At 33.6% G+C, this 25560-nt stretch carries 23 protein-coding genes and 1 tRNA gene; 13 read left to right on the top strand and 11 right to left on the bottom strand.

The window, feature by feature from the left end:
- The first annotated feature begins 8 nt into the window (after positions 1 to 8).
- The 8 genes from HGK31_RS05570 to HGK31_RS05605 all read left to right on the top strand — a co-directional run bounded on the left by HGK31_RS05570 (position 9) and on the right by HGK31_RS05605 (position 8316).
- On the top strand, positions 9 to 1202 hold the full coding sequence (locus tag HGK31_RS05570; protein ID WP_191858830.1) for an FtsW/RodA/SpoVE family cell cycle protein: 1194 nt from the start codon (positions 9 to 11) through the stop codon (positions 1200 to 1202).
- A complete protein-coding gene (gene murG / locus HGK31_RS05575) occupies positions 1202 to 2305 on the top strand; it encodes an undecaprenyldiphospho-muramoylpentapeptide beta-N-acetylglucosaminyltransferase (RefSeq protein ID WP_191858831.1) in 1104 nt (367 codons plus the stop codon). Before HGK31_RS05570 ends, murG begins: the two co-directional genes overlap by 1 nt.
- Entirely contained in the window at positions 2302 to 3654 is a 1353-nt protein-coding gene (gene murC, locus HGK31_RS05580) for a UDP-N-acetylmuramate--L-alanine ligase (RefSeq protein WP_191858832.1), read from the top strand. Before murG ends, murC begins: the two co-directional genes overlap by 4 nt.
- 16 nt (positions 3655 to 3670) lie before the next feature.
- Positions 3671 to 4363: a cell division protein FtsQ/DivIB gene (locus HGK31_RS05585; protein ID WP_223115306.1), complete on the top strand. Its 693-nt coding sequence runs from the start codon at positions 3671 to 3673 to the stop codon at positions 4361 to 4363.
- Positions 4364 to 4366: 3 nt separating this feature from the next.
- Entirely contained in the window at positions 4367 to 5686 is a 1320-nt protein-coding gene (ftsA, locus tag HGK31_RS05590; protein WP_104735551.1) for a cell division protein FtsA, read from the top strand.
- 41 nt (positions 5687 to 5727) lie between these two features.
- Positions 5728 to 7680, top strand: a complete 1953-nt coding sequence (ftsZ, locus tag HGK31_RS05595) for a cell division protein FtsZ (RefSeq protein WP_191858834.1) — start codon at positions 5728 to 5730, stop codon at positions 7678 to 7680.
- 101 nt (positions 7681 to 7781) lie between these two features.
- Positions 7782 to 8231 (top strand): GatB/YqeY domain-containing protein, encoded by a 450-nt coding sequence (locus HGK31_RS05600; RefSeq protein WP_191858835.1) that lies wholly within the window; start codon positions 7782 to 7784, stop codon positions 8229 to 8231.
- Positions 8232 to 8242: 11 nt separating this feature from the next.
- Positions 8243 to 8316, top strand: a tRNA-Arg gene (locus tag HGK31_RS05605).
- A gap of 264 nt (positions 8317 to 8580) precedes the next feature.
- Here the strand turns inward: HGK31_RS05605 and HGK31_RS05610 are convergent.
- Together HGK31_RS05610 and HGK31_RS05615 are read right to left on the bottom strand one after the other, a co-directional pair.
- Entirely contained in the window at positions 8581 to 10644 is a 2064-nt protein-coding gene (locus HGK31_RS05610; RefSeq protein WP_191858836.1) for a glycosyltransferase family 9 protein, read from the bottom strand.
- A gap of 65 nt (positions 10645 to 10709) precedes the next feature.
- Positions 10710 to 10940 carry a hypothetical protein gene (locus HGK31_RS05615; protein ID WP_191858837.1) on the bottom strand — a complete coding sequence of 77 codons (231 nt, stop codon included), beginning with the start codon at positions 10938 to 10940 and terminating at the stop codon, positions 10710 to 10712.
- A 202-nt stretch (positions 10941 to 11142) separates the two neighbouring features.
- On the opposite strand from HGK31_RS05615, the gene HGK31_RS05620 reads away from it, so the two are divergent.
- Together HGK31_RS05620 and HGK31_RS05625 are read left to right on the top strand one after the other, a co-directional pair.
- Positions 11143 to 11994 (top strand): zinc-dependent peptidase, encoded by an 852-nt coding sequence (locus HGK31_RS05620; RefSeq protein ID WP_233450988.1) that lies wholly within the window; start codon positions 11143 to 11145, stop codon positions 11992 to 11994.
- A 77-nt stretch (positions 11995 to 12071) separates the two neighbouring features.
- Positions 12072 to 12491, top strand: coding sequence for a CBS domain-containing protein (locus HGK31_RS05625; protein WP_104735555.1), 420 nt, complete (start codon positions 12072 to 12074; stop codon positions 12489 to 12491).
- 45 nt (positions 12492 to 12536) lie between these two features.
- Here HGK31_RS05625 and rpe read toward each other — a convergent pair whose 3' ends face one another.
- Positions 12537 to 13199, bottom strand: a complete 663-nt coding sequence (gene rpe / locus HGK31_RS05630; RefSeq protein WP_191858838.1) for a ribulose-phosphate 3-epimerase — start codon at positions 13197 to 13199, stop codon at positions 12537 to 12539.
- Between the two features lie 142 nt (positions 13200 to 13341).
- Positions 13342 to 14205: a sigma-70 family RNA polymerase sigma factor gene (locus HGK31_RS05635; RefSeq protein WP_007648330.1), complete on the bottom strand. Its 864-nt coding sequence runs from the start codon at positions 14203 to 14205 to the stop codon at positions 13342 to 13344.
- Positions 14206 to 14375: 170 nt separating this feature from the next.
- On the opposite strand from HGK31_RS05635, the gene HGK31_RS05640 reads away from it, so the two are divergent.
- Positions 14376 to 14762: a hypothetical protein gene (locus tag HGK31_RS05640; protein WP_191858839.1), complete on the top strand. Its 387-nt coding sequence runs from the start codon at positions 14376 to 14378 to the stop codon at positions 14760 to 14762.
- Positions 14763 to 14831: 69 nt separating this feature from the next.
- Here HGK31_RS05640 and HGK31_RS05645 read toward each other — a convergent pair whose 3' ends face one another.
- Together HGK31_RS05645 and rpsO are read right to left on the bottom strand one after the other, a co-directional pair.
- On the bottom strand, positions 14832 to 17096 hold the full coding sequence (locus HGK31_RS05645) for a polyribonucleotide nucleotidyltransferase (protein ID WP_191858840.1): 2265 nt from the start codon (positions 17094 to 17096) through the stop codon (positions 14832 to 14834).
- A gap of 213 nt (positions 17097 to 17309) precedes the next feature.
- Complete coding sequence (gene rpsO / locus HGK31_RS05650; protein ID WP_104735559.1) at positions 17310 to 17579, bottom strand: 30S ribosomal protein S15; 270 nt, start codon at positions 17577 to 17579, stop codon at positions 17310 to 17312.
- Positions 17580 to 17759: 180 nt separating this feature from the next.
- Here rpsO and HGK31_RS05655 point away from each other — a divergent pair, with 180 nt between their 5' ends.
- Positions 17760 to 18605 carry a hypothetical protein gene (locus tag HGK31_RS05655; protein WP_233450990.1) on the top strand — a complete coding sequence of 282 codons (846 nt, stop codon included), beginning with the start codon at positions 17760 to 17762 and terminating at the stop codon, positions 18603 to 18605.
- A 55-nt stretch (positions 18606 to 18660) separates the two neighbouring features.
- On the opposite strand, the gene accD is transcribed toward HGK31_RS05655, so the two are convergent.
- The 3 genes from accD to tamL are packed head-to-tail and all read right to left on the bottom strand — an operon-like array spanning position 18661 to position 23190.
- A complete protein-coding gene (gene accD / locus HGK31_RS05660) occupies positions 18661 to 19518 on the bottom strand; it encodes an acetyl-CoA carboxylase, carboxyltransferase subunit beta (RefSeq protein WP_104735561.1) in 858 nt (285 codons plus the stop codon).
- 35 nt (positions 19519 to 19553) lie between these two features.
- Positions 19554 to 20621 (bottom strand): class II fructose-bisphosphate aldolase, encoded by a 1068-nt coding sequence (fbaA, locus tag HGK31_RS05665; RefSeq protein ID WP_191858841.1) that lies wholly within the window; start codon positions 20619 to 20621, stop codon positions 19554 to 19556.
- A gap of 43 nt (positions 20622 to 20664) precedes the next feature.
- Positions 20665 to 23190 (bottom strand): translocation and assembly module lipoprotein TamL, encoded by a 2526-nt coding sequence (tamL, locus tag HGK31_RS05670; RefSeq protein WP_191858842.1) that lies wholly within the window; start codon positions 23188 to 23190, stop codon positions 20665 to 20667.
- A 194-nt stretch (positions 23191 to 23384) separates the two neighbouring features.
- Here tamL and HGK31_RS05675 point away from each other — a divergent pair, with 194 nt between their 5' ends.
- Positions 23385 to 24101 carry a TrmH family RNA methyltransferase gene (locus tag HGK31_RS05675; RefSeq protein WP_191858843.1) on the top strand — a complete coding sequence of 239 codons (717 nt, stop codon included), beginning with the start codon at positions 23385 to 23387 and terminating at the stop codon, positions 24099 to 24101.
- An 8-nt stretch (positions 24102 to 24109) separates the two neighbouring features.
- On the opposite strand, the gene porT is transcribed toward HGK31_RS05675, so the two are convergent.
- Positions 24110 to 24826 carry a type IX secretion/gliding motility protein PorT/SprT gene (gene porT / locus HGK31_RS05680; protein WP_191858844.1) on the bottom strand — a complete coding sequence of 239 codons (717 nt, stop codon included), beginning with the start codon at positions 24824 to 24826 and terminating at the stop codon, positions 24110 to 24112.
- A 4-nt stretch (positions 24827 to 24830) separates the two neighbouring features.
- A complete protein-coding gene (ubiE, locus tag HGK31_RS05685; protein WP_191858845.1) occupies positions 24831 to 25556 on the bottom strand; it encodes a bifunctional demethylmenaquinone methyltransferase/2-methoxy-6-polyprenyl-1,4-benzoquinol methylase UbiE in 726 nt (241 codons plus the stop codon).
- Between the last annotated feature and the right edge of the window lie 4 nt (positions 25557 to 25560).

A 25560-nucleotide genomic window follows, 5' to 3' on the forward strand; every position in this document is an offset into this window, starting at 1 on the left:
CTATATAAATGCAGGCTGTATTTAAAAACATAAAAGGAGATAGGTTAATTTGGGCAATAGCTGCGCTATTGGCTATTTTTTCTTTTCTACCAGTTTATAGTGCGGCTAGTAATCTTGCTTATGTTGGAGGCAATGGTAATACATTCACCTATTTTGTAAAACATTTTATGCACTTGTTTTTGGGTTTTGCAATTATGTATGGGGTTCATAAAATACCTTATAGATATTTTAAGGGTTTGTCTATTATCATGTTGCCGGTGGTTATTGTTTTGCTTGTTTTGACTATGCTTCAAGGAACAACTATTGAAGGAGCCAATGCTAGTAGATGGATTCAAATACCCATAGTAAATATGTCTTTTCAAACATCAACCTTTGCATTTGTTGTTTTGATGGTTTATGTGGCGAGATATATGTCCAAAATCAAGGATAAAACAATATCATTTAAGGAATCTATTCTACCACTATGGATTCCGGTTTTTTTGGTGTTAGTATTGATTCTTCCTGCTAACTTTTCAACCGCTGCCATTATGTTTTTAATGACTTTGGTGCTTGTGTTTTTAGGAGGTTACCCAGTAAAGTATTTAGCTATAATTATTGGAACTGGAATATTATGTCTGGCTTTTTTTGTTTTGATAGCAAAAGCATTTCCGGAGGCTATGCCTAATAGAATTGATACTTGGATGAGTCGTATTGAAAGTTTTTCCAATGATGAAGTAACTGAAGCTGATTATCAAATAGAAAAAGCAAAAATAGCCATTGCGTCAGGAGGGATTAAAGGCGTTGGGCCTGGAAAAAGTAAACAAAAAAACTTTTTACCGCAATCATCATCTGATTTTATTTTTGCCATTATTGTTGAAGAGTATGGCTTATTAGGAGGCTTTACATTGATGGTTTTTTACTTATGGTTATTGTTCAGGATAGTAATAGCATCTCAAAAGTCTGATACCATATTTGGGAAACTTTTGGTGCTTGGTGTGGGTCTTCCAATTGTATTTCAAGCACTTATTAACATGGCCGTTGCGGTAGAACTGTTCCCTGTAACTGGGCAGACATTACCACTAATAAGTAGTGGTGGTACATCTATTTGGATGACCTGTTTAGCAATTGGGATTATTTTAAGTGTAAGTGCCAAGCGAGAGGAGTTAAAGGAGCAAGAAATTGAAAGTGAAAATCCGTTGGAAATTTTATCAGAAACTATTTAATGAGTCATTATAAAATTATATTATCTGGAGGAGGAACAGGAGGTCATATTTATCCTGCTATTGCTATAGCCAATGAATTGAAATCTCGTCATAAAGATGCTGAATTTCTTTTTGTTGGAGCTAAAGATCGCATGGAAATGGACAAAGTGCCACAAGCTGGATACGATATAGTTGGTTTATGGATATCTGGTATTCAGCGTAAGCTAACAATTAAAAATTTAACTTTTCCATTTAAGCTTTTGAGTAGTTTATTAAAGGCTAGAAAAATAGTTAAAAATTTCAAACCTGATGTTGTAATAGGAACAGGAGGTTTTGCAAGTGGACCATTGTTGCAAGTGGCCACTTCAAGAGGAATTCCCTCATTAATCCAGGAACAGAATTCATATCCTGGAATAACCAATAAACTACTTTCCAAAAAAGCTAATAAAATATGTGTGGCTTATGACGGTTTGGAACGGTTTTTTCCTTCTGATAAAATTATAAAGACAGGAAATCCTGTACGTCAGGATTTATTGAACATTGATGATAAGAGACAAGAGGCGCTAAGCTTATTTGGTCTAGAAAAAGAGAAAAAAACGCTTTTGGTCCTAGGAGGTAGTTTGGGTTCAAGACGTATAAATGAGTTAATTGAAAAAGAATTAGATTATTTACTGACACATAATATACAGGTGGTTTGGCAGTGTGGAAAACTTTATTATGATCAGTATAAAATTTACAGCCACACCAAGAATATTCAAGTACATGCATTTATAAATGATATGGCATGTGCCTATGCATCGGCAGATATTATTATTTCTCGAGCAGGAGCAAGTTCAGTTTCTGAATTATGTATTGTTGGAAAGCCAGTGATTTTTATTCCATCACCAAATGTTGCCGAAGATCATCAAGCAAAAAATGCCCAAGCAATTGTTGATGAAGATGCTGCTATATTAATTAGAGAAGCCGATTTGGAAGTGGATTTTCAAAATAAGTTTACCCAATTAATGGTTTCACCAGAAAGGCAAAAACAACTAGGAGAAAATATAAAGAAATTGGCGTTAGTAAATGCTACTAGCGAGATTGCTGATGAAGTAGATAAACTATTAAAGCAAAGCATTAAATGAATCTAGATACTATCAATAATGTTTATTTTATTGGAATTGGCGGTATAGGAATGAGCGCACTAGCAAGATATTTCCATGCTAACAATAAGTTTGTATCTGGATATGATAAGAATAAATCTGAAATTACTGATGGGCTCATAGAATTGGGTGTTCCTGTACATTTTGATGATTCTATAGCCAATATTGATTCCCGATTATTGAATACTAATAATACACTTGTTGTTTACACGCCAGCAGTGCCAAAAGATCATATGGAATTGGCTTATTTTAATAACAATCATTACACAGTTATGAAACGTGCGGCTGTTTTAGGGCTTATAACGGAAAACACTAATTGCTTGGCAGTAGCAGGAACTCATGGGAAAACTACGACAACAAGTATTTTGGGTCATTTGTTGAATGTCTGTAATGTTCCAGTAACGGCATTTCTTGGCGGTATCAGTGAAAATTATCAATCCAACTTAATTATAAATGGAACGGACGTTACAGTGGTTGAGGCTGATGAATTTGATCGTTCGTTTTTAACATTATCACCTAACATTGCTTGTATCACTTCAATGGATGCGGATCATCTAGATATTTATGGGGATGCCTCTGAACTAGAAAAGTCATTTATAGATTTTGCCAATAAAATCAAGAAAAACGGAAAATTATTTGTCAGAAATGGTCTGCCTATTAAAGGTATTACTTATGGCATTGAAGATGATTCTGATTACACAGTAAAAAATATAAAAATAAAAAATGGAACATATGTTTTTGATGTAAGAACACCAGAAACAACCATTGAAAATTTCAAATTTAACCTACCTGGTAGACATAATCTGTCGAATGCATTAATAGCCTTGGCGATGGCTGTAGAGTTTGGTTGCCCTCACCAGCAGCTCGCCAAAGCTTTAGCATCTTATATAGGGGTTAAACGTAGATTTTCATATCATATAAAAACAGATGATGTGGTTTATATTGATGATTATGCGCATCATCCGGAGGAAATAAAAGCTGTTCATCAAGCAGTGAGAGAAATGTATCCAGAAAGTAGGGTTTTGGCAGTTTTTCAGCCGCACTTGTTCAGTAGAACTCGAGATTTTATTGATGAGTTTGCAAAGAGTCTTTCAAGTTTTGATGAAGTAATCTTATTGGATATTTATCCAGCAAGAGAATTGCCTATTCCTGGAGTTACCTCACAGTTGTTATTGGATAAAATTGAAAATAATCATAAACAATTGGTTGAAAAATCAGATTTAATTTCAAAAATAAAAGAGAGTCAAGCAAAAATTGTGCTTACAATCGGTGCCGGAGATATTGGGGAAGAAGTAAAACATATTAAAAAGGCTTTGTTGCGTGCGAGTTAATTGGAATTACATAAAAATGATTGGATTGCTGCTTTTGGTAGTGATGTTGTATGCTTTTTCGAACACCAAAAATAATGCTCGAAAAGTATCAGAGCCAGAAATAGTTTTTGAAGGAGAAAACAATCTTTTTATAACCCATGAAACTGTTAGTAAATTGTTAATACAAAATCAAGCAGGAGTTAAGAATGTGCCCAAAGAAACTTTAGATTTGAATCAATTGGAAACTGCCCTAAATAAAAATCCAATGATTCGTTCAGCACAGGTTTTTGTTGATGTTAATGGAAAACTCACTGCTGAAGTACAACAAAAAAAACCTATAGCACGAGTGTTTAACTCGGGTTCATTTTATATAGACGATCAAGGAGGATTCATGCCTTTGTCAACAAATTACACTGCTAGAGTACCTATTGTAACAGGTGTTGTTGATAAAAATAATCTGGTTAATGTATATAAAATGTCAAAAAAAATAGAAAGTGATAACTTTTTAAAGAAGCATGTAACGCAAATTCATCAAGATCAACAAGGAGGTATTTCTTTGAGATTAAGACAATGTAACTTTAATGTGTATTTAGGAAGCTTGAAAAAACTTGATAAAAAAATTAACAACCTAAAGGTGTTTTATAAAAAAGCAACAAAAGAAAAATTAATGAATAAGTATAGTAAGGTTAATCTGCAATTTGATAGCCAAGTGATATGCACTAAATCTTAAACTATGGAAGGGAATATAGCAGTAGGGTTGGATATTGGAACCACAAAGATTGTGGCTATGATTGGTCGTAAAAATGAGTACGGCAAGGTTGATATTTTAGGAATAGGAAAATCTAAGAGTTTAGGTGTTCATCGTGGAGTTGTGAATAACATAACACAAACTATTCAATCGATTCAATTGGCTATCCAAGAGGCTGAAATGGCATCTGAATTTAAAATTGAAGATGTTACCGTAGGTATCGCAGGTCAACACATACGAAGCTTACAGCACAGTGATTATATTACGCGACCAAATTCGGAATTGGTTATAGATGAAGATGATATTGATAGGCTTATTAATCAAGTTCATAAGTTGGTAATGTTACCAGGTGAAGAGATTATTCATGTATTGCCTCAAGAGTATAAAGTTGACGGTCAAGCTGAAATAAAAGAACCTATAGGTATGTATGGCGGTAGGTTGGAAGCTAATTTCCACGTGGTAGTTGGTCAGGTGTCATCCATTAGAAATATTGGTCGATGTGTAAAAAGTGCTGGTTTGAATTTGGAAGGAATCACACTTGAGCCTTTGGCATCTTCAAACGCAGTCTTGAGTCAAGAGGAAAAAGAAGCAGGTGTCGCATTAATTGACATTGGAGGTGGTACTACAGATTTAGCCATATTCAGAGATGGTATTATTCGTCATACCGCAGTTATCCCTTTTGGAGGTAATGTTATAACTGAAGACATAAAAGAAGGCTGTTCCATTATAGAAAAACAGGCTGAATTATTAAAAATTAAGTTTGGATCGGCTTGGCCAGGAGAGAATAAAGAAAATGAAATTGTTTCAATTCCAGGATTAAGGGGAAGAGAGCCCAAGGAAATTACATTAAAAAATCTATCCAAGATTATTCATGCTCGTGTAGTGGAAATCATTGAGCAAGTTTATGTAGAGATAAAAAATTATGGGCACGAAGAACAAAAGAAAAAATTGATAGCTGGGATTGTTTTAACAGGAGGAGGAAGTCAATTAAAACATTTAAAGCAGTTAGTAGAATATATAACAGGAATGGATACTCGAATTGGTTATCCAAATGAACATCTAGCAGGCGATAGTGATGATGAAGTGACAAGTCCACTTTATGCTACAGCTGTTGGATTGGTAATGGATGGACTAAAGAGACAGGAGCGCAAAAAAGTGGAGGCAGCTTACGTTGAAGCTGTAAAAGAACAAGAAACAAATGACGATGACAATGAAGAAATTATTGAGCCTCCAAAGCCAGTGAGACGATCATTTTTAGATAAATTAACTGATAGAGTAAAAGATTTTTTGGACAACGCCGAGTAAATCTTAAAAAACGATAAATAAAGAATAAATAAACGTAATTCATGAGCAGCAACAAAGAATTCGAACCAAGTATTTCATTTGATTTACCAAAGAATCAATCAAATGTTATTAAAGTGATAGGAGTTGGTGGAGGTGGCAGTAATGCCATCAATCACATGTTTCAACAAGGTATTAAAGGAGTTGATTTTGTGATTTGTAATACAGATGCGCAAGCACTTCAAAACAGTGGTGTGCCTAATAAAATTCAGTTGGGTGTTAACCTAACAGAAGGTCTAGGAGCTGGAGCTAATCCTGATATAGGAGAAAAATCTGCAGTAGAGAGTGTTGAAGAAATTCAAACTATGCTAGATACTAATACCAAAATGATTTTTATTACTGCCGGAATGGGTGGTGGTACAGGTACTGGAGCTGCGCCTATTATTGCAAAAATGGCAAAGGATTTGGATATCTTGACAGTAGGTATTGTAACAATGCCTTTCCAATTTGAGGGAAAAATGAGAAATCAACAAGCTCAAATAGGTATTGAAAAATTGCGCGATGTTGTAGATTCTTTGGTAGTAATAAACAATAATAAGCTTCGTGAAGTATATGGTAATTTAGGTTTTAAAGCTGGTTTTTCAAAAGCTGATGAGGTCTTATCCACTGCTGCACGTGGAATAGCAGAAGTCATTACGCATCACTATACACAAAACATTGACTTACGTGATGCCAAAACTGTATTGAGTAATAGCGGTACAGCTATAATGGGCTCATCAACAGCTTCTGGTCAGGATCGAGCTAAAGAGGCTATCAGAAAAGCTTTAGACTCTCCTTTATTAAATGATAATAAGATAACAGGTGCTAAAAACGTATTGCTGCTTATAGTGTCTGGAGCTCAAGAAATTACTATTGATGAAATTGGTGAAATAAACGATCATATACAGGATGAGGCTGGACATGGTGCCAATATTATAATGGGTGTTGGAGAAGACGAAGCTTTAGAAGATTCAATAGCCGTAACAATTATTGCAACAGGTTTTGATATTGAACAACAAGATGAAATTTCAAATACTGAAACAAAAAAAGTCATTCATGCTTTAGAAGACGATCAATCTATGGAGCAAGATTTGTCAAGAAAAATGAGAGAACCTGCTATTATTACACCAAATATTGAGCTGGAAGAAAAACAAGAAAATCCGGTAGTAAAGCATACTTTGGATTTAGATGAATTAGAAGATTTAGAGCCTAAAAATACTGCTGCAGTTGATGAAGGGAATGATTTAATTCCGACTACCGAACAAATTAAAAACCTAAATGTTGTTTATGATGAGGTATTGTTGGATGTGCCTGAAGATGAATTTATAATCACTCAAGCAGAGACTAAAGTTGAAGTTGAGAATATTGAAGATACAGACGATGAGCAACAAATCACATTAACATTTGATTTGCCTATAAGTGAAAGTTCTATTGAAAATAAAGGCGATGACATGGTTGTTCATGAGCTAGAGGAAAACATCAAAAAACTTCCTGTTAAGGATTATGTTGAGCTTATTCCGGTAACTGAGTCAAATGAAGAAGGGGAAGTTCGCTATGCTCTAGATGATTATATAGAAGTTGAATCTAATATGAATCAGACGCAAGCGGAACCTCAAATTAAAGAGAAGATAGAAGTTGAGGATTCAGAGGTGGTTTTTGAAAAGAAAGTTGTTCAAACTGAAGTTAGTGAAGAACCTGTTTCAGAGGAATTAGATCCTATGAACAGTCCAATATCAGATCTTTTAAAAGAACGTGCTGAAGAGCGCAGACGCAAAATGAAAGATTTTAATTATAAGTTCAATAATGCCAAGATTGATGATATTGAGAAAGTTCCTGCCTATAAAAGACAAGGCGTAAATTTGGATGAAACACAACATTCATCAGAATCTAACAGATCAAGTACCAGTTTGAGTATTGATGATAACGATGATATCCAATTGCGTAACAATAATTCGTTTTTACACGACAACGTCGATTAATAGCAAATTAAGTTTAGTGTTTAGACTTCATGGAAAGCCCGAAGAACTTCTTAAGTTAATTCGGGTTTTCTTTTTATCTTCGCAGCAAATTAAAAAGTAATATGAGTTTACAGAATAATGTCATGGCTGCCTTAAAAGAGGCTATGAAAGCGAAAGACCAAACAGCTTTAACAGCGTTAAGAGCCATTAAGTCAGCTATTTTATTGGCACAAACAGAGAGTGGTGTAAAATCTGATTTAACTGAAGAAGAAGAACTTAAAATATTACAGAAACAAGTTAAGCAACGTAAGGATAGCGCGGCAATTTTTATGAGTCAAGGTCGTGAAGATTTAGCCGCTCCGGAATTGGCTGAAGCTGAAGTTATTAGTCAGTTTTTACCGGAGGCTTTGTCTGAAGAAGAAATTGAAGGTGTTGTTGTTGCAACAATTGAGAGTATTGGAGCAGAAGGAATGAAAGATATGGGTAAGGTTATGGGTATAGTTAGTAAAGAATTAGCTGGTCAGGCTGATGGTAAGACCATTTCTAATATTGTTAAAGCTAAACTTTCTTAAAATAACAATATGGCTGCGTAGTTCAACTGGATAGAATATCAGATTTCGGCTCTGAGGGTTGGGGGTTCGAATCCCTCCGCGGTCACGAATAAATTGTTTAATAATGAAAAGCGCCAAACTTGTTTGAGCGTTTTTTGTTTAAACTATTTTCAAAACGGAACGTATAGGGAGCTATAATCCCTTTTAAAGATGAAAAGCGCCAAACTTGTTTGAGCGTTTTTTGTTTAAGCTATTTTCAAAACGGAACGTATAGGGAGCTATAATCCCTTTTAAAAGATGAAAAGCGCCAAACTTGTTTGAGCGTTTTTTTGTTTAATCAGTTTTCATGATGATTAGGAAATTTAATTTATTATAAAAAATCCGGTACTTCAAAAATAACATTTTGTTGTTTTAATACATCAACAACCATTTTTAAAGTATCATCCTCTTTATCTAGTATGGTTTCATTTTTCAGCAAAGCCTCAACCTGTTCTTTCATATTGCGATTATGGTATTCTAAGTAAAGATTATCACCATTTAATAAAATTAAACAATCATTCTCAGTATATTCAATTTCAATGGAAGGGTTCACCTTAAGAATAGACACATTTTTTGGATACGCTTTTTGGAGAAGTTTATAGATTGAACCAATTACTCTATTAACAGTAATAGAATGTAAGCATATTTTATGCTCACAATTTAAAATTACATCATAATTACAACGAATATTACACACACCCTGTTTACCCCAAATGATTTCATTGTTTTCCGAAAAACTCCCCCAACTTCCAGGGCCTGTAGGACCATAAATACCTACTGTAGGTACATTAAAGGCACCCGCTACATGGGTGATTCCTGCATCGTTACCAATGTGAAACAATGCACCAGACATAGCTCTTCCAACATCTTCCATACCACCTTTAATATATGTCACATGCGGCATTGGTTTGGAGAAACAGGTGTCTATATTTGGATCATTAGGACCTTGAATAATTTTACATTTTAAATGTGGGTAAATATCTCTTAACTTTTCTATTAGTTCAGCATACTTTTCTGTTGGCCAAATCTTCATTAAAAACCCAGCACCATGATGAACTACAAAATAATCTTGTTGCTTTTTTTGCCTTTTAAAATATGGGTATTTTTCATGTTTATTATCAATTGATATATGCAGTTTTGAAACGGTATCTATATAATGGCTAATGGCGTGTTGTTTTACCTTTTTATGTGTTGGATACTTCAATGCGTGCGGTAAATCGTAACCTCTAAATGCAGGGTAGTTGCCTAACTCATAAATATTATCATATAAATGTTCTTCTTTTCTGGCGACTTCTTCATTAATAACAATGACTTGTGTTAAATGGGTTTTAAAAAAGTCAACCAACCTTGGCGCAACAGCAAAATGAACACATTTCGAAACTTTTGCCAGTTTATTAATAGCAGGTATGGCAAAAAAAATATCACCTAATCCACCATAGCTTTTATAGACTAATACTTGACCTAGATTTTCTGAAGATTTTTGTGCTTCCTTGTTTAGAATGGTTTCCGTTTCAATCCAAAAATCATTTAGGGCATCTTTCATCTCCTGAATGGCTCTCACTTTGTCATCGGGATAAAAGTCAAATGAAAATGTGCCTATCCTGTCATTTCCTATGATATTACAGCCGGAAAGAAATGCTTCAGCAGCTAGTCTTCCTGAGGGTTCAGGCCAAACAGGTTGGCAAATGAAGGTCTCTGTTTTTCCTAGTATTTCCAGAACTTTATCGTTACTTATAGGCTCATGGAATGTGATGTTATCAGGTAAGACTTGCTTTAATTGATTTCGCCCGTAAACAGGAAATTTAACTTCTGGATGGTTTTCAGCGTAAGCAGCATATGCTTTACCACCTTTTAAATAATTTAAATCACCAAAAAAAGGAATATTATCATTAATTTTTTCATTTGATGGTTTTAAGTCATCAACGAAAACGGTAGGTGGCATAATGAAGTAGTTTGATAATGCTTCACCATAGAATTCATAATGCGCTTGATAATGTTTTGGAGATTGAAAGATATTTAGATTGGCTTTAGCAAATAGTTTTCTGTAGAGATGAAATTTTTCTGAATTGCAACAATTGGTGATTTTTTTATCAACCGTACATAAAATATTACGCCTTACGCAAAAATTGTAGTCAAATTCAATTTTTATATAGGGTTTATTTATTTTTAAAATTTGCTTAATTAAATCAATTTCAAAGCGACAACGGGAAGTGCTACAATAAATAATAATATCTGTTTCAGATATAAGTTTTTTGGTCTTTTCAAAGTTTCTTAAGCTGTCTAATTTGACATTGTGTCGTCGCTTTACACCTAATTCTATTAATTGTTTTATAGTAAGCTCTGCACCTCTGGGAGTTGATAAAGCAGTGTCATGTAAAAATAAAATGTTCTTCAATTCAATTGATTTTAAATGCCATAACTTAATAAAACAGCATCTTCTGAAAATAAATTTCGTTAATTCTAATAACCATCATCATAATAACCATCATCATAATAACCATCATCATAATAACCATCATCATAATAACCATCATCATAATAACCATCATCATAATAACCATCACCATAATAGCCTCCATTGAAATTGTCATCATCATTACTGCATGATGTTATCAATGATGCTGTAATTGAAATAGCTGAAATTGCTAAAATTGTTTTTCCAGATTTTTTTATGAAGTTTCTTCTGTCCATAATATGAATAAGGATTTAAAATTAATAAAAAATTAGATCGTTTATAATATAACAACCTAGTTATTATTTCTCCTCAAAAAAAGATGCTTTGTGTCTTTTTCTTAAAAGGAAACTAATGTTAAATCAATATAATTTGTATATTTAATTCCCTCTTTTATCATTTCCCTCAATAATTTTAAAGTCTAATTACCGTTGTTTATTTATGAATTATTTAATACTAATTCAAGATGATGCCATGGCAAGTAAATTAATACTCGGATTTTTATTTGCCATTCTTTTTTACATGATGCTCCACTATGCATTTAAGATGTATGAGATGACATATGTTATGAAGAACAAAAAACCTTTATATAGGCATGGAATTGGTTGGTTACGTAAGTTGCCTGATACTCAAAAAAAACTACTTCATCAAGAGTTTTCTTTTTTTAGAAAGCTAAAAGAAAAGGAACAGAGATATTTTGAGCATCGCGTTGCATCGTTTATAAAAGATAAAACATTTATAGGAAGAGAGGGTTTGAATGTTACTGATGAAATGCGTGTGTTGATTTCGGCAACAGCAGTCATGTTGACGTTTGGATTTAGAGATTTTTATATTGGGTTGGTTGGTAAAATATTTATCTATCCCGATCAATTTTTTTCTAATGCTAATGGTGAATATCACAAAGGAGAACTAAACCCTAAACTTGGAGCATTGGTTATTTCATGGAAACATTTCTTGGAAGGTTACGATATTGAAAATGATAATTTAAATTTAGGTATTCATGAGTTTGCTCATGCTATTCATTTAAACAGTTTAAAAGAGCGAGATGTGAGCTCAACCATTTTTTCAGATTCGTTTCGAGAACTTACAGAATTACTTTCTAATGAAAAGTCATTGCGTGAACGTTTAATAGAGTCGCAATATTTTAGAGAGTATGCCTATACTAATCAATATGAATTTATAGCAGTAATAATTGAAACATTTATTGAAACACCTCATGAATTTCGTTCTCAATTCCCTCAGGTTTATAATAAAACAAAACAGATGTTAAATTTTGGTTTTGCAGGCTATTGAAAAATTTACATGATTTTTATCATGCTTTTTGGTTTTTAAGATTCTTAAATTTAAAGTAGAATTTTAATACGAGAAAGATGAAAAAAAGAACACCAATTTCAGAGATAATGACTAGTAATGTCATTACATTAAATCATAATGATGATTTAGAGACAGCAGAACGTTTGTTTAAAACAAAAAAAATAAGACATATTCCGGTAGTAAGTGGCGATAGCATAATTGGTATGTTGAGTTATACGGATTTATTGCGTATCAGTTTTGCAGATGCAGTAGATGAAGATGAAGACACTGTAGATACCGTAGTTTACAATATGTTTACAATTGAACAGGTAATGGCAAAAAACCTTATAAGCGTGTCATCTAGTACGACTATTAAGGAAGTTGCTGAAATACTTTCCAAACGTGAATTTCATGCTTTGCCAGTAGTAGATAGTGATAAACTTGTTGGTATTGTAACAACAACGGATTTAATTAACTACTTAATTGACCAATTTTAACTAACACTTAAAGTAAAAAAAGCTCCTTTATTGGAGCTTTTTTTTTTATGAGTTTGCAAGTTCTTTCAATCGTTTAATAGTTTCAGTTGGATTGTCACTTCTAAACACATGACTACCTGCAACAAAGGCATCAGCACCTGCTTCTACTAGTGCTTTTATATTTTTGTCTGTTACACCACCATCAACTTCAATACGTGTGTCTAGGCCTTGATCATTTGCCATTTTACGTAATTTCTTAATACGATTATACGTGATATCTTCAAATTTCTGACCGCCAAAACCAGGATTAATTGACATTAGTAAAACCATATAGCATTTTGGTAGAATATCTTCTAGTACATTAATGGGAGTTGTTAAATTTAAAACGACACCTGCTTTGCAGCCTACGTCTTCAATTTGTGTTAGCGTTCTATGCAAATGCACAGTCGATTCATAATGTACGGTAATAATATCAGCACCTACTTTTGCGAATTCTTCGATGTAGCGTTCTGGCTTTTCAATCATTAAATGAACGTCCAGAGGTTTAGTGGCATGTTTTTTTATGGCTTGAATAACTGGCATACCATACGAAATGTTGGGTACAAAATGCCCATCCATAACATCAATATGAAACCAATCGGCTTCACTGTTATTAACCATCTCGGTATCACGTTGTAGATTGCCAAAATCGGCAGCAAGCATAGAAGGTGCTATTATTTTTGAATTCATTAGTGAGGTGTTGTTTGTTTCGGCAAAAATAATGTAAAAAAGTGAACCCTCGGTAATCAGCCGAGGGTTCTTTCATCAATCAAAAAACGAACAGTTATGTTTTGTAACTGTTTGTTACTGTTATTTAGTCGTAAGAAACTTACTAACCTAAATATGTTTTTAATATTTTACTTCTAGACGTATGTTTTAATCTACGAATAGCTTTTTCTTTAATTTGTCTTACACGTTCACGTGTTAAATCAAACGTTTCTCCAATTTCTTCTAATGTCATTGGGTGTTGATTACCTAAACCAAAGTATAATCGAATTACATCGGCTTCACGAGGCGTTAAGGTTTCAAGTGCACGCTCAATTTCTGTACGTAAAGACTCATGTAGTAAATCTTTATCTGGGTTTGGTGACTCACCAGAATTTAATACATCGTATAAGTTAGAGTCTTCACCTTCAACTAAAGGAGCATCCATACTTACGTGACGACCAGAATTTTTCATAGACTCCTTAACATCGTTAATAGTCATATCTAATTCTTTCGCAATTTCTTCAGCACTTGGCGGACGCTCATGTGCTTGCTCTAAAAAAGCAAAAGTTTTATTGATTTTGTTAATCGAACCAATTTTGTTTAGAGGTAAACGTACAATACGAGATTGTTCAGCTAATGCTTGTAAGATAGATTGACGAATCCACCAAACAGCGTAAGAAATAAATTTAAAACCACGTGTTTCATCAAAACGTTGCGCAGCTTTAATTAAACCTAAATTACCTTCATTAATTAAATCTGGTAAGGTTAATCCTTGATTTTGGTATTGCTTTGCTACCGAAACAACGAAACGTAAATTAGCTTTAGTTAATTTTTCCAAAGCTATTTGATCTCCAGCTTTAATGCGTTGTGCTAATTCTACTTCTTCATCTGCGGTAATTAAGTCAACTTTTCCTATTTCTTGTAGATATTTATCTAACGAAGCAGTTTCTCTGTTGGTAACCTGCTTGGTGATTTTAAGTTGTCTCATGTAAAGAATTTCTGTATTTAAATTGTTCGAACATTAATGTTCTATATAGTTATACGTAAGAAAAGCAGTTTTTGTTACAAAAATGTATTTTTTTTTCAATTTAATAAAAATTAAAGCTGTTTTTACAGAAATGTAGTATCTTGTGTTAGAATTTTAACCTTGAAATAATTATGAAAAAGTTATTGTTTATTTTTTTAGCATGTAGTATGATGCAAGTTATGGGACAAGAAATTACGCCATTGTCTCAATCTGATTCCGAAACCATTACTGATAATGTAGCTGAAGCTCAAATGAAGCTTTTGTCTAAACGATTGAATTTAAATAAAGCTCAACAAGGCGTTGTTGTTAATATGGTGACAAGTCAATTAAGAAGCGAAAAATTTCAAAAAATCCTGGCTACAATTGGTATTGAAAAGTTACTAGATTCTAGTAAATCGAATGAAGTTAATGAACAAATACAAAATGCGTTGTTTCTTGATCCAAGTTTTAAAAAAACAATAGGTTATGTTTTAGATGCCAATCAGAAGCAATCTATGGAAGATTATACGCCTAAATAGAATAAAATATTCACATACTAAAAAAGCCCATCAAATTTGATGGGCTTTTAATTTTATTGAATAGAACAATTAATCGTCCTTTTTATCTTCTCTAGGTTTTCTATCGTCACGACGGTTATCGCGACCACGATTATCTCTACCTCTGTTGTCTCTTCCGCGATTATCACGATTACCTTTGTTATTATCTCTTGGAGGCCTTTCTTTAAAACCTTCTGGTTTAGGTAAAATTGCTTTACGTGATACTTTTTCTTTACGAGTTCTAGGATCTAAACCAAAGTACTTCACATCAAAAACGTCGCCCATATTTACAACATCAGATACGTTTTCTGTGCGTTCCCAAGCTAATTCACTTACGTGTAATAACACTTCGTTTCCTGGAGCTTCAGTATATTCAACAACAGCACCAAAATCTAACATCTTGATTACTTTTACTTCATATATACTACCAACTTCTGGTTTAAATAATAACGAATCTATTTTCGCCATTACAGCTTCAATACCTTTTTTACCAACACCAAGAACTTCAACAATACCTTCTTCTGTTACCGGATCTTCATTAATAACTATGGTAGTATCAGTTTCTTTTTGTAGTTCTTGAATTACTTTTCCACCAGGACCAATTAATGCTCCAATAAATTCGTTAGGAATACGTCTTGTAACCATTGTTGGTGCGTGTTCTTTAACTTCAGGATTTGGTGCAGCAATTGTGTCTGTTAATTTTTCAAGAATATGTAAACGACCATCGCGCGCTTGTTTTAAAGCATTCACTAAAATCTCGTATGATAATCCTTTTACTTTAATATCCATTTGGCAAGCGGTAATACCATCGGCAGTACCAGTTACTTTAAAGTCCATATCACCTAAATGATCTTCATCACCTAGGATATCAGATAGTACAGCATATTTTCCAGAATCGGCATCAGAAATTAATCCCATTGCGATACCAGAAACAGGCTTCTTTAATTGAACACCAGCATCCATTAATGCCATTGTTCCCGAACACACCGTTGCCATTGAAGAGGAACCATTAGATTCTAACACTTCTGATACAACACGGACTGTATAAGGACAATCTTCAGGAACCATACCTTTTAAAGCACGTTGCGCTAAATTACCATGTCCTACTTCTCTACGAGATGTGCCACGAATTGGTCTAGCTTCACCTGTTGAAAAAGGAGGGAAGTTATAGTGTAAGTAAAAACGCTCTTCGCCTTCAAACGATGGCATATCTATTTGGTTAGCTTCTCTACTTGTTCCTAAAGTAACAGTTGCTAGTGCTTGAGTTTCTCCACGTGTAAATATAGCTGAACCATGAGTTGATGGTAAATAATCAACTTCACACCAGATTGGTCGAATCTCATCAGTCTTACGACCATCTAATCGCAACCCCTCGTTTAAGGTTAAATCACGAACAGCAGCTTTTTCGGCTTGACTGTAATATTTAGAAATTAAACCTCCTAAATCTTCTAATTCTTCTTCAGAAAAAGTGGCTTTTATTTCTTCTTTAATTTCTGCGAAAGCTGCGCCTCTTTCATGTTTGGCTGAACCAGCTTTTGCTACAGCATACACTTTATCATAGGCCATATCATGAATTTTTTTAGCTAAATCTTCATCTTCACGTTCAGGCTCATATTCACGAACTTCTTTTTTGCCAAATGCTTCAGCAAGACGAACTTGTGCAGCACATTGTATTTTAATAGCTTCGTGAGCAAACTTAATGGCTTCAGTCATTTCTTCTTCAGAAATTTCATCCATTTCACCCTCAACCATCATTACTGAATCGGCAGAAGCACCAATCATCATATCAATGTCAGATTCTTCTAATTGAGCACGTGTTGGGTTGATAATAAACTCACCATTCACACGACCAACTCTAGCTTCAGAAATTGGGCACTCAAAAGGGAAGTCTGATAACTGAATAGCAGCAGATGCAGCTAAACCAGCCATTGCATCTGGCATGACTTCATCATCATGAGACATTAACTGAATCATAACTTGTGTTTCAGAATGATAATCTTTTGGAAATAACGGACGTAAAACACGGTCTACTAAACGCATAGTTAGTACTTCACCGTCACTTGGTCTTGCTTCTCTTTTAAAGAAACCGCCTGGATAACGTCCAGCGGCTGCAAATTTTTCACGATAATCTACCGTTAAGGGTAGAAAGTCAACATCTGCTTGTTTGTAATTGGAAACAACTGTACATAATAACATACATTTTCCAGATTGCACAACAACGCTACCATGAGCTTGTTTTGCTAATTTTCCGGTTTCAATAGAGATTTCTCTACCATCACCAAGGTCTATGACCTCTTTAAAAACTTGTGGAATCATAAATTTTTTAATTCTAATTTCGATACATTTATTTGCACGTCGAAATTCTGTTAAACAATGGTCGTTGTGTTGTTGTGTAGTTGTTGTGAGACCAATGAAAAACCTTTAGCCCTGAATTTAATTCAGGATCCAGCTTCTTATTTACGATTGTTATACTCTTACGTTTGAGTTATATTAAAACAAAAAAGAGGCTAAAAGCCTCTTATATTGTGATTATTTTCTTAATCCTAATTCTTTAACAATTGCACGATATCTCATGATATCTTTTTTAGTTAAGTAGTCAAGTAAAGCACGACGCTTACCAACCAACTTTACTAATGAACGCTCTGTATTAAAATCTTTACGATTGATTTTTAAGTGTTCTGTTAAATGATTAATTCGGTGCGTAAACAACGCAATTTGAGCTTCAGCAGTACCAGTATCATTTTTACCTTTACCGTACTTTGAGAAAATCTCTTCTTTTTTTTCTTTTGTTAAATACATGCTAATATTATTGTAAATGATTGTTATGTATATGAAAGCCTTTCTTTCAAGCGGCAAATATAGTAATTTTTAACCATTTACAAGTTTTCATCAAAATAATTATTGTCAATAAAAAAGTAATTTTCATTAAACCTTTGCGTTATTATGTTGTCTTAACATTATATTAACTATAAAGAAGTAATGATGAAAACATGTAATTTAACAAAGGTGGTTTTAGCTCTTGTGGTTTTAGGGCTGACATTCACTGGGTGTACAGAAAATGACACAACTGATCCTGTTCCTCAAGAACAAGATGTATCTGAAGTGATGCAAGCTGCTGAAATGGATGAAGTTTCAGCCTCATTGGAAGATTTTATTATTGAAACGTATGAAAACCAAGAAGCTTCTGAAGCTCGAGGAATGTCTGTTTCAACGGCAAAAATGCCAGATTGTGTGACACTGACTTTAGTTGCACAACAAAACTTTAGGGAACTAACTGTTGATTTTGGAATTGATGGGTGCATGATAAGAGGTCATAGATATAGAGGTGAAATAGTTATCAATTGGGAACGTGATCCTCAAGCCCAGCAAGTTACTTTGGGTTATGTGCTGAATGATTTCTATTTTGATGCTAAGCAAGTAATTGGAAGTAATTCTATTTTGCGAGAATTGTCAAATATTAACGGCAATCCTCAATTTACACATACTGTTGATATAACTGTTATTTGGCCAAATGGTGTTGAGGCATCACGTGAAGGACAAATAATAAGAGAATGGATTGAAGGTTTTGGCAGTGGTGAATTTACTGACAATGTTTTTGAAGTAACAGGCTATTGGAATGCAACTTTTAGAAATGGTAACTCACATGCTTATGAAGTTATTTTACCTCTACGTCGTGAAGTAACATGCTACCACTTTGTAGGAGGATCTGTAGATGTGGAAAGAACTTATTTTGGCGGTTTGTTAGATTTTGGAGATGGTGCTTGTGATAATTTGGCAACATTTACGTTTAATGATGGTAATACTATTGATATTATTTTAAGATAGTAAACTGAAAAGTTTTAATACATAAAAAAAAAAGCGACCATTTGGTCGCTTTTTTTTATTCTCTTAAGGGTTGATTCGTAATTAAATCAATATACAAGTTCACTTTCTTTTTTAGGTCTTTTCTATGAGTAATGAAATCTAAAAACCCATGTTCTAATAAGAACTCTGATGTTTGGAAACCTTCAGGTAATTCCTGTCCCGTAGTATCACGTACCACTCGTGGGCCTGCAAACCCAATTAAAGCACCAGGTTCTGATATATTGATATCTCCTAGCATGGCAAACGACGCTGTCGTACCTCCAGTTGTTGGGTCAGTACACAATGAAATATAAGGTATGCCAGCATCAGCTAATTGAGCTAATTTAACAGATGTTTTGGCTAATTGCATTAGTGATAGTGCTGCCTCCATCATACGAGCCCCTCCTGATTTTGAGATAATCATAAAAGGAGTTTTCTTCTTTAATGCATAATCGGCTGCACGTGCTATTTTTTCACCCACAACACTTCCCATTGAACCACCAATAAATGAAAAGTCCATACATGCTACAACCAAATCTTTGCCTTTAGATTTTCCAACGGCACAACGTACAGCATCTTTTAGTTTCGTTTTTTCCTGTGCTGCTTTTAAACGGTCTGGATATTTTTTTGTGTCCTCGAATTTTAAAGGGTCTTTAGATTCTAGTTTGGCGTCTAATTCTTTGTATTTGTTTTCGTCAAAAAGGATACTGAAATATTCTTCACTACCTATTCTTACGTGGTAACCATCTTCTGGACTAACAAAGTAATTTTGCTCAAGTTCTTTAGCATCAACTATTTTACCTGTTGGCGATTTATACCACAGACCTCGCGGTGTATCTTTCTTCTGTTCTGTTGAGGTTTGAATCCCCTTCTCTTTTCTTTTAAACCAAGCCATGACTATTTTGTTTAGTTGTTAGTTAGGGTGCAAATTTATAAAGTATTTACATTATTAAGGTCTTCAAAAGCCTTTTTTAATCTTTCAACAAAGGTATTTTCGCCTTTTCGCAGCCAAACTCTTGGGTCATAATACTTTTTATTAGGAACGTCATCACCATCAGGGTTGCCAATTTGTGATTGTAAATAGGCTTCCTTTTCTTTCATATAATCACGGACACCACTCATAAAGGCATATTGCATATCAGTGTCAATATTCATTTTTATAACCCCATAACCAATGGCTTCACGAATTTCTTCAACTGTTGATCCTGAACCACCATGGAAAACAAAATCTATGTGGTTGTGTTTCAAACCAAATTTTTTACTCACATATTCTTGGGAATTCTTTAGTATTTTAGGTGTTAGCTTAACATTTCCAGGTTTGTAAACACCGTGAACATTTCCAAATGCAGCAGCGATTGTGAATTGGTCACTTACCTTACTTAATTCTTCATAGGCATATGCTACTTCTTCAGGTTGCGTGTATAATTTAGAATCGTCAACATCCGTATTGTCAACGCCATCTTCTTCACCGCCTGTTATACCTAATTCAATTTCAAGGGTCATCCCCATTTTACTCATTCTTGATAGATATTGTTTACAGATTTCAATATTTTCTTCGATAGGTTCCTCACTTAAATCTATCATATGTGAACTGTAAAGCGGCTTTCCAGTTTCGGCAAACTGTTTTTCACTAGCTTCCAATAAACCATCTATCCATGGCAGCAATTTTTTAGCACAATGATCAGTATGTAAGATGACAGGTACACCATAAGCTTCAGCCATTAAGTGAACATGTTTGGCGCCAGCAATGCTACCAGCAATGGCTGCCTTTTGGTTTTCATTACTCAATCCTTTACCTGCATTAAAAACACCACCTCCATTAGAAAACTGAATAATAACAGGTGCATTTAAATCTCTGGCGGTTTCTAAAACACCATTGATACTGTTTGATCCTACTACGTTAACAGCAGGTAGGGCAAACCCTTTTTCTTTGGCAAGTTTAAATATTTCTTGAACTTCGTGGCCAGTGGCGACACCAGCTTTAATATTGTGAGACATATTTTAAAAATTTTGAATAACAAAAATAATAAAATAAAACAGCTTAAAAAGGGTAATTGATACCAATGTTATAAACAGCACTCTTGAAGTTGTAATCATTAAACCATCTATTTGAATTTTGATAAGAGGGGTCATAGGTTTTAAACCCTATGTCAAAACGAAAAACAACAAAGCCAAAATCATACCTTAAGCCAAAACCTGTGCCTAGAGCAATGTCTTCTAGTGAGCTAAAATCAGTGAAAGTGGCACTTTCATCTTCAACATTGTCCAATACATTCCAGATATTTCCAGCATCAGCAAAAAGGGCACCATGCAGACTTTCAAAAATATTAAAGCGGTATTCTAAATTCAAGGCTATTTTAAGGTTAGCTTCATTAAATTCATCATTACTATCAGAACTTCCGGGTCCTAAACTATATGCTGTCCAAGCTCTATTGTCATTAGTTCCACCCGCAAAGAAACTTTTTGAAAATGGGATACTATTTGAATTCCCATATGGAATAGCTATTCCAAAAAACGACCTCATTGCCAATACCCGTTTATTGCCTAGATCCCAATGTTTAATATAATCTAGTTCTGGTTTTACATATTGGGAGTAAGCAACATTAAAAATTTCATAATTACCATCATTATTTTTCTCTAAATTAAAAACGCTTGAAGCTAATGATAATACATTTCCTGCTGATTCTAGCTTAACCCTGAAAATTGAAAAACTTTCGTCAAAAAGACTTGATCTATTGTCACGCACATAATTAAAGCTAGAGGATATGATTAAGTTGTTTTCAGTAAGTCGAGTTTGTCTTTCATCAATGTAATTTACGGTTTGAATATCGTCATCTGTCAATCCAGGTGGTGGGTTATTGCTTAATACTTCATCAATAAACTCGTTGGCTTGACCAGGGATTCCTAGTTCATCATCTGGTCCAATGTAGCCAATGTCTTGTGCAATATCATTTAATGTAGTAAACGAAGTGCTATAAACATTAAAATAATTGTCAGGATTTAGATTTCTAACATATTGTGAACTCAATAAATCAAATCGGTTTGTTACTTTATCATTGGGTCGCCACTTATAATTAATCGCTCCTGTAAAAGTGCGTTTATCAAGGCCAATATTAGTTTGGTTTGAACTTGATATGCTAATACGTGTAGAAGGAGACATGCTTTTTGGAATGATACTTTCAGTATTAAAAGGAAAAAATAGTCTTGGAATAGTTAATTTTAAATCGGCACCCCATTCTTGAATATCAAAAAATCGATCTTCATCATTGGCAGCGTCTTTAGAAGCTCCAATACTTCCAAATGCTGTTAATTCTAAAGTTTCGGCTCCTCCAAATACATTTCTCATTAAAATGGAAGGATTGAAGGACAATCCAATTTGTTGGATATTGCTCTGTGAAACTTCAGCGCCAAAACTTAAACTAAACTTCTTTAAAGGAGTTAAGTACACATTGGCGGTAAGCGTGGTGTCTTGATTCTCAATATATTCAATGTTAGGATACTTAAACGTGCGCAGTTCAGAAATATGTCTGTATGACATGGTTCGGTCCCTATCCTTAAAAACCGATCCTGGTGTAATGAATATAGCATCAGTTAGAGCCTTGGGTTTGAACCGTAATTCATCATTGCTGTACAGATTATAACCCTCGTAACTGGTGGAATCTTTTTGAGTTTTATTACGGTCTAAATATGAATAGTCGGTAAATATATTGACTTCTTTTATTTTGTAAATATTGAAAGGTTCTCGTCTTGAAGAGTCATCAATTTTTATTAACCTATTTTGAATTTGTAAATCTACTTTTACTTTTTTATTTGTGTCGATGGTGTCCATTTCAAAATAGACATAATCTTCACTAAAATGATAAACACCATTGTTTCTGAAATAGTTGGTTAAGCGGTCTTTTTCTTTTTCAAAAGTAGCTGTTTTATATTGTTTGTTTAGTTTGATATACGATTTGCCTTTGGAGACTAAATAAAGCGAGTCAACAACACGAGAATCTATTTTTGTTGACAAGGAGTCAACAATATAGGGTTCACCTGTTGCTACTTGGTAATCAACGGTCGCTCTTTGATTATCGTTTCGCGTGATTTTTGATGTGGCTTTTGCATTGAACCAGCCATTATGAAAATAGTAGGCTTCCAATCGCCTTATTGAGCGCTCAACTTTAGAATCATCTAAAATCACAGGTGCTTCTCCTGTTTTTTTTAGCCAATTATTGAATCCTATGCGCGATTCAACATATTTGTCCAATTGTTTTTTTGATAAAAACTTTTCTAATCGTTCTCTTTTTTTAGGCTTCTTATCAATATTACTATTAACTATGGAGTCTATATTAGGTCTAGCTAAATTATAGATATGTAGTCTAAACGGAAAGCCCAAAAATTTTCTGTTATCCTTTTGATAGAGGAGGTTATTTATGGTTTCAGTTTTATTAACTTTGTCGTTAACGTAAATAGTGTTATTAGTAAGTAGATGCTCATCATCAGCTACGCGCTTAATAGAATTACAGGATGCCAAAAGCAAAGCTATAGTTATATTTAGTGCTATTTTATTGATGTCTATTTTCAAGTACAAATAAATTAAAAGTATTTTAGTCTGATAATTGTAAAAAGGTATTAGTTTTATTTAAAATGCTTACTAAATATATGATTCAAAAGTACATTATTTCTATTAAAAAAGATAGTTTATCATCAAAGCTTTGTATGAGCTATTTTCAATTTTTTTTAATTGTTTTTCTACTGTAAAAAAGTAAGATAAGTTATATGCTTTCAAAAAATCAAATAAAATTAATAACAAGTTTAAAACATAAAAAGTTCAGGCAAGAGCATGGGCTCTTTGTGGCTGAAGGGATTAAAACAATTAAAGAGTTTTTAAATGCTCCATTTGAATTAGTTCAGTTATTTACGGTAAAACCGTTCAATATTGATGCCAAATTTGAAACTTTAATTACTGATCAAGAATTAAAAAAAATAAGTTTTTTAAAATCACCTAATCAGGCTTTGGCACTTTTTAAAATCCCAAATAGCCATGTAATTGATTTTAATAACCTTGTTGTAGTTTTGGACGCAGTAAGAGACCCAGGCAATTTAGGTACTATTATCAGGCTATGTGATTGGTTTGGTATTCCTGATTTGATTTGCAGTGAAACAACAGTCGATGCGTATAATCCTAAAGTGATTCAGGCTACAATGGGATCATTAACCAGAGTAAATATTACGTATTTAAATTTAGATGCCTTTTTAGAAAAAACGTCTTTGCCAATTTTTGGAGCCTTTATGGAAGGGAATAATGTATATCAAGAAAAATTACCTAAAAAAGGGATTTTGGTACTGGGAAATGAGGCCAATGGTATTTCTAAATCTATAGAAGAAAAAATTAATCAACGTATTGCTATTCCAAGATTTGGTACTATTCAAAAAACCGAAAGTTTAAATGTAGCTACTGCCGCTGCAATTTTAATAAGTGAATTTAAGCGTTAAAATTTAGATTACTGAAATGTGAAGTTTATAAAAACGCCTCTAGTTTTCATACTGTTCACGTTTCCTGTCCACGGACTATTAGGGTCTTTGTCTCGAACCAATTCATCGTTTATGGCAAATACACCTCTTATAGAAGGTGTGAACTTGAAATAGTGTAAGTAGAAATCAATACCAAAACCAATTTCATAAAAATACATGTTTCTTTTAGTTCTAAATTGACCTGAACTATTGTCGTCAGGATTGTTTTCATTACTAGATAAATTAAGCGCAGTAGAAACGCCACCAACCACAAACGGTTTAAAGTTATTGAGGCGTTTGGTAGAGAATTTCAATAACAAAGGCACATGAATATAGGTTGATTGTACTTCCCTTTTAAGGTCAGAATCTGTAAAATCTTCAACACCATTAAAATAACTCTCATCATATTCTAAATTTCGAGTAGAAATATATAGACCTGGTTCCAAGCGCAAATCAATATGTTCATGAATTCTCATATTACCAATTAATCCCACATTAAATCCTGTTCCTTTTTGGACAAGAATATCGGCTTTATCTTCGTTGTAATCAAAATTGAAATCGTAGCTATTAAACCCTAAAAAGTAGCCGTAGCTTAAAAATTTCTTATCTTCATTATCGAGATTTCTAATCTTTTCTTTTGAAAAGAGCTGGGCAGAAACCGACTGAAAGGTTAATATAAATACAAGTAGAACAAATATATTCTTCATAGTTTTATTTAGATGATGTATAAATAGTTGCCACACCAAAAGTTTGTGGCAAATCATTAACATTAATAAACCCAATTTTACGTAAAATATTGTTCATAGCTTCACCATAAGGAAAAACAGATGCAGATTCACATAAATATTTGTAAGCACTTTTGTCTTTAGAAAATACTTTGCCAATTATAGGTAAAATATTTTTTGTGTAGAAATTATAACCCTGTTTGTAAGGTGTTTTTGTAGGTATTGATGTTTCAAGTATTACAAACGTACCACCAGGTTTAAGAACACGATAAATTTCAGCTAGTCCTTTTTCAAGAGTTTCAAAATTACGGATGCCAAATGCTACAGTGATGGCGTCAAAATAATTATCTTCAAAAGGCATGTTTTCGGAATCACCCAAAACCAATTCTACTGTATTTTCTAACCCTTTTTTTCTGATTTTTTGTTTTCCAATCTCGAGCATGCCACTACTAATATCTAACCCAATAATGGTTTTGGCATTGGTTTCAGTAAGATTAATTGCTAAATCTCCTGTTCCTGTTGCAATATCAAGAATATTTTCTGGGTTTTTCTCACTAACTATTGCAACTACTTTTTTTCGCCAAGATATATCAATTCCAAATGATATAACACGATTCAATCCATCGTAATCTCCGGAAATATTATCAAACATTTTAGCTACTTGTTCCTTCTTACCAAGATCACTATCCTTATATGGTTTAACTTTTGACAAACTG

This window comes from Hanstruepera ponticola (assembly GCF_012931685.1).
Classification (GTDB): Bacteria; Bacteroidota; Bacteroidia; order Flavobacteriales; family Flavobacteriaceae; genus Hanstruepera; species Hanstruepera ponticola.

Coding starts and splice junctions, on each gene's coding strand:
- HGK31_RS05645 (WP_191858840.1), bottom strand. CDS start 17,096: ATGATTCCACAAGTTTTTAAAGAGGTCATAGACCTTGGTGATGGTAGA.
- HGK31_RS05640 (WP_191858839.1), top strand. CDS start 14,376: ATGAAAAAGTTATTGTTTATTTTTTTAGCATGTAGTATGATGCAAGTT.
- HGK31_RS05675 (WP_191858843.1), top strand. CDS start 23,385: ATGCTTTCAAAAAATCAAATAAAATTAATAACAAGTTTAAAACATAAA.
- murC (WP_191858832.1), top strand. CDS start 2,302: ATGAATCTAGATACTATCAATAATGTTTATTTTATTGGAATTGGCGGT.
- fbaA (WP_191858841.1), bottom strand. CDS start 20,621: ATGTCTCACAATATTAAAGCTGGTGTCGCCACTGGCCACGAAGTTCAA.
- HGK31_RS05625 (WP_104735555.1), top strand. CDS start 12,072: ATGAAAAAAAGAACACCAATTTCAGAGATAATGACTAGTAATGTCATT.
- murG (WP_191858831.1), top strand. CDS start 1,202: ATGAGTCATTATAAAATTATATTATCTGGAGGAGGAACAGGAGGTCAT.
- rpsO (WP_104735559.1), bottom strand. CDS start 17,579: ATGTATTTAACAAAAGAAAAAAAAGAAGAGATTTTCTCAAAGTACGGT.
- ftsA (WP_104735551.1), top strand. CDS start 4,367: ATGGAAGGGAATATAGCAGTAGGGTTGGATATTGGAACCACAAAGATT.
- HGK31_RS05620 (WP_233450988.1), top strand. CDS start 11,143: ATGAATTATTTAATACTAATTCAAGATGATGCCATGGCAAGTAAATTA.
- HGK31_RS05585 (WP_223115306.1), top strand. CDS start 3,671: ATGATTGGATTGCTGCTTTTGGTAGTGATGTTGTATGCTTTTTCGAAC.
- rpe (WP_191858838.1), bottom strand. CDS start 13,199: ATGAATTCAAAAATAATAGCACCTTCTATGCTTGCTGCCGATTTTGGC.
- porT (WP_191858844.1), bottom strand. CDS start 24,826: ATGAAGAATATATTTGTTCTACTTGTATTTATATTAACCTTTCAGTCG.
- HGK31_RS05655 (WP_233450990.1), top strand. CDS start 17,760: ATGATGAAAACATGTAATTTAACAAAGGTGGTTTTAGCTCTTGTGGTT.
- HGK31_RS05570 (WP_191858830.1), top strand. CDS start 9: ATGCAGGCTGTATTTAAAAACATAAAAGGAGATAGGTTAATTTGGGCA.
- ftsZ (WP_191858834.1), top strand. CDS start 5,728: ATGAGCAGCAACAAAGAATTCGAACCAAGTATTTCATTTGATTTACCA.
- HGK31_RS05615 (WP_191858837.1), bottom strand. CDS start 10,940: ATGGACAGAAGAAACTTCATAAAAAAATCTGGAAAAACAATTTTAGCA.
- HGK31_RS05635 (WP_007648330.1), bottom strand. CDS start 14,205: ATGAGACAACTTAAAATCACCAAGCAGGTTACCAACAGAGAAACTGCT.
- accD (WP_104735561.1), bottom strand. CDS start 19,518: ATGGCTTGGTTTAAAAGAAAAGAGAAGGGGATTCAAACCTCAACAGAA.
- HGK31_RS05600 (WP_191858835.1), top strand. CDS start 7,782: ATGAGTTTACAGAATAATGTCATGGCTGCCTTAAAAGAGGCTATGAAA.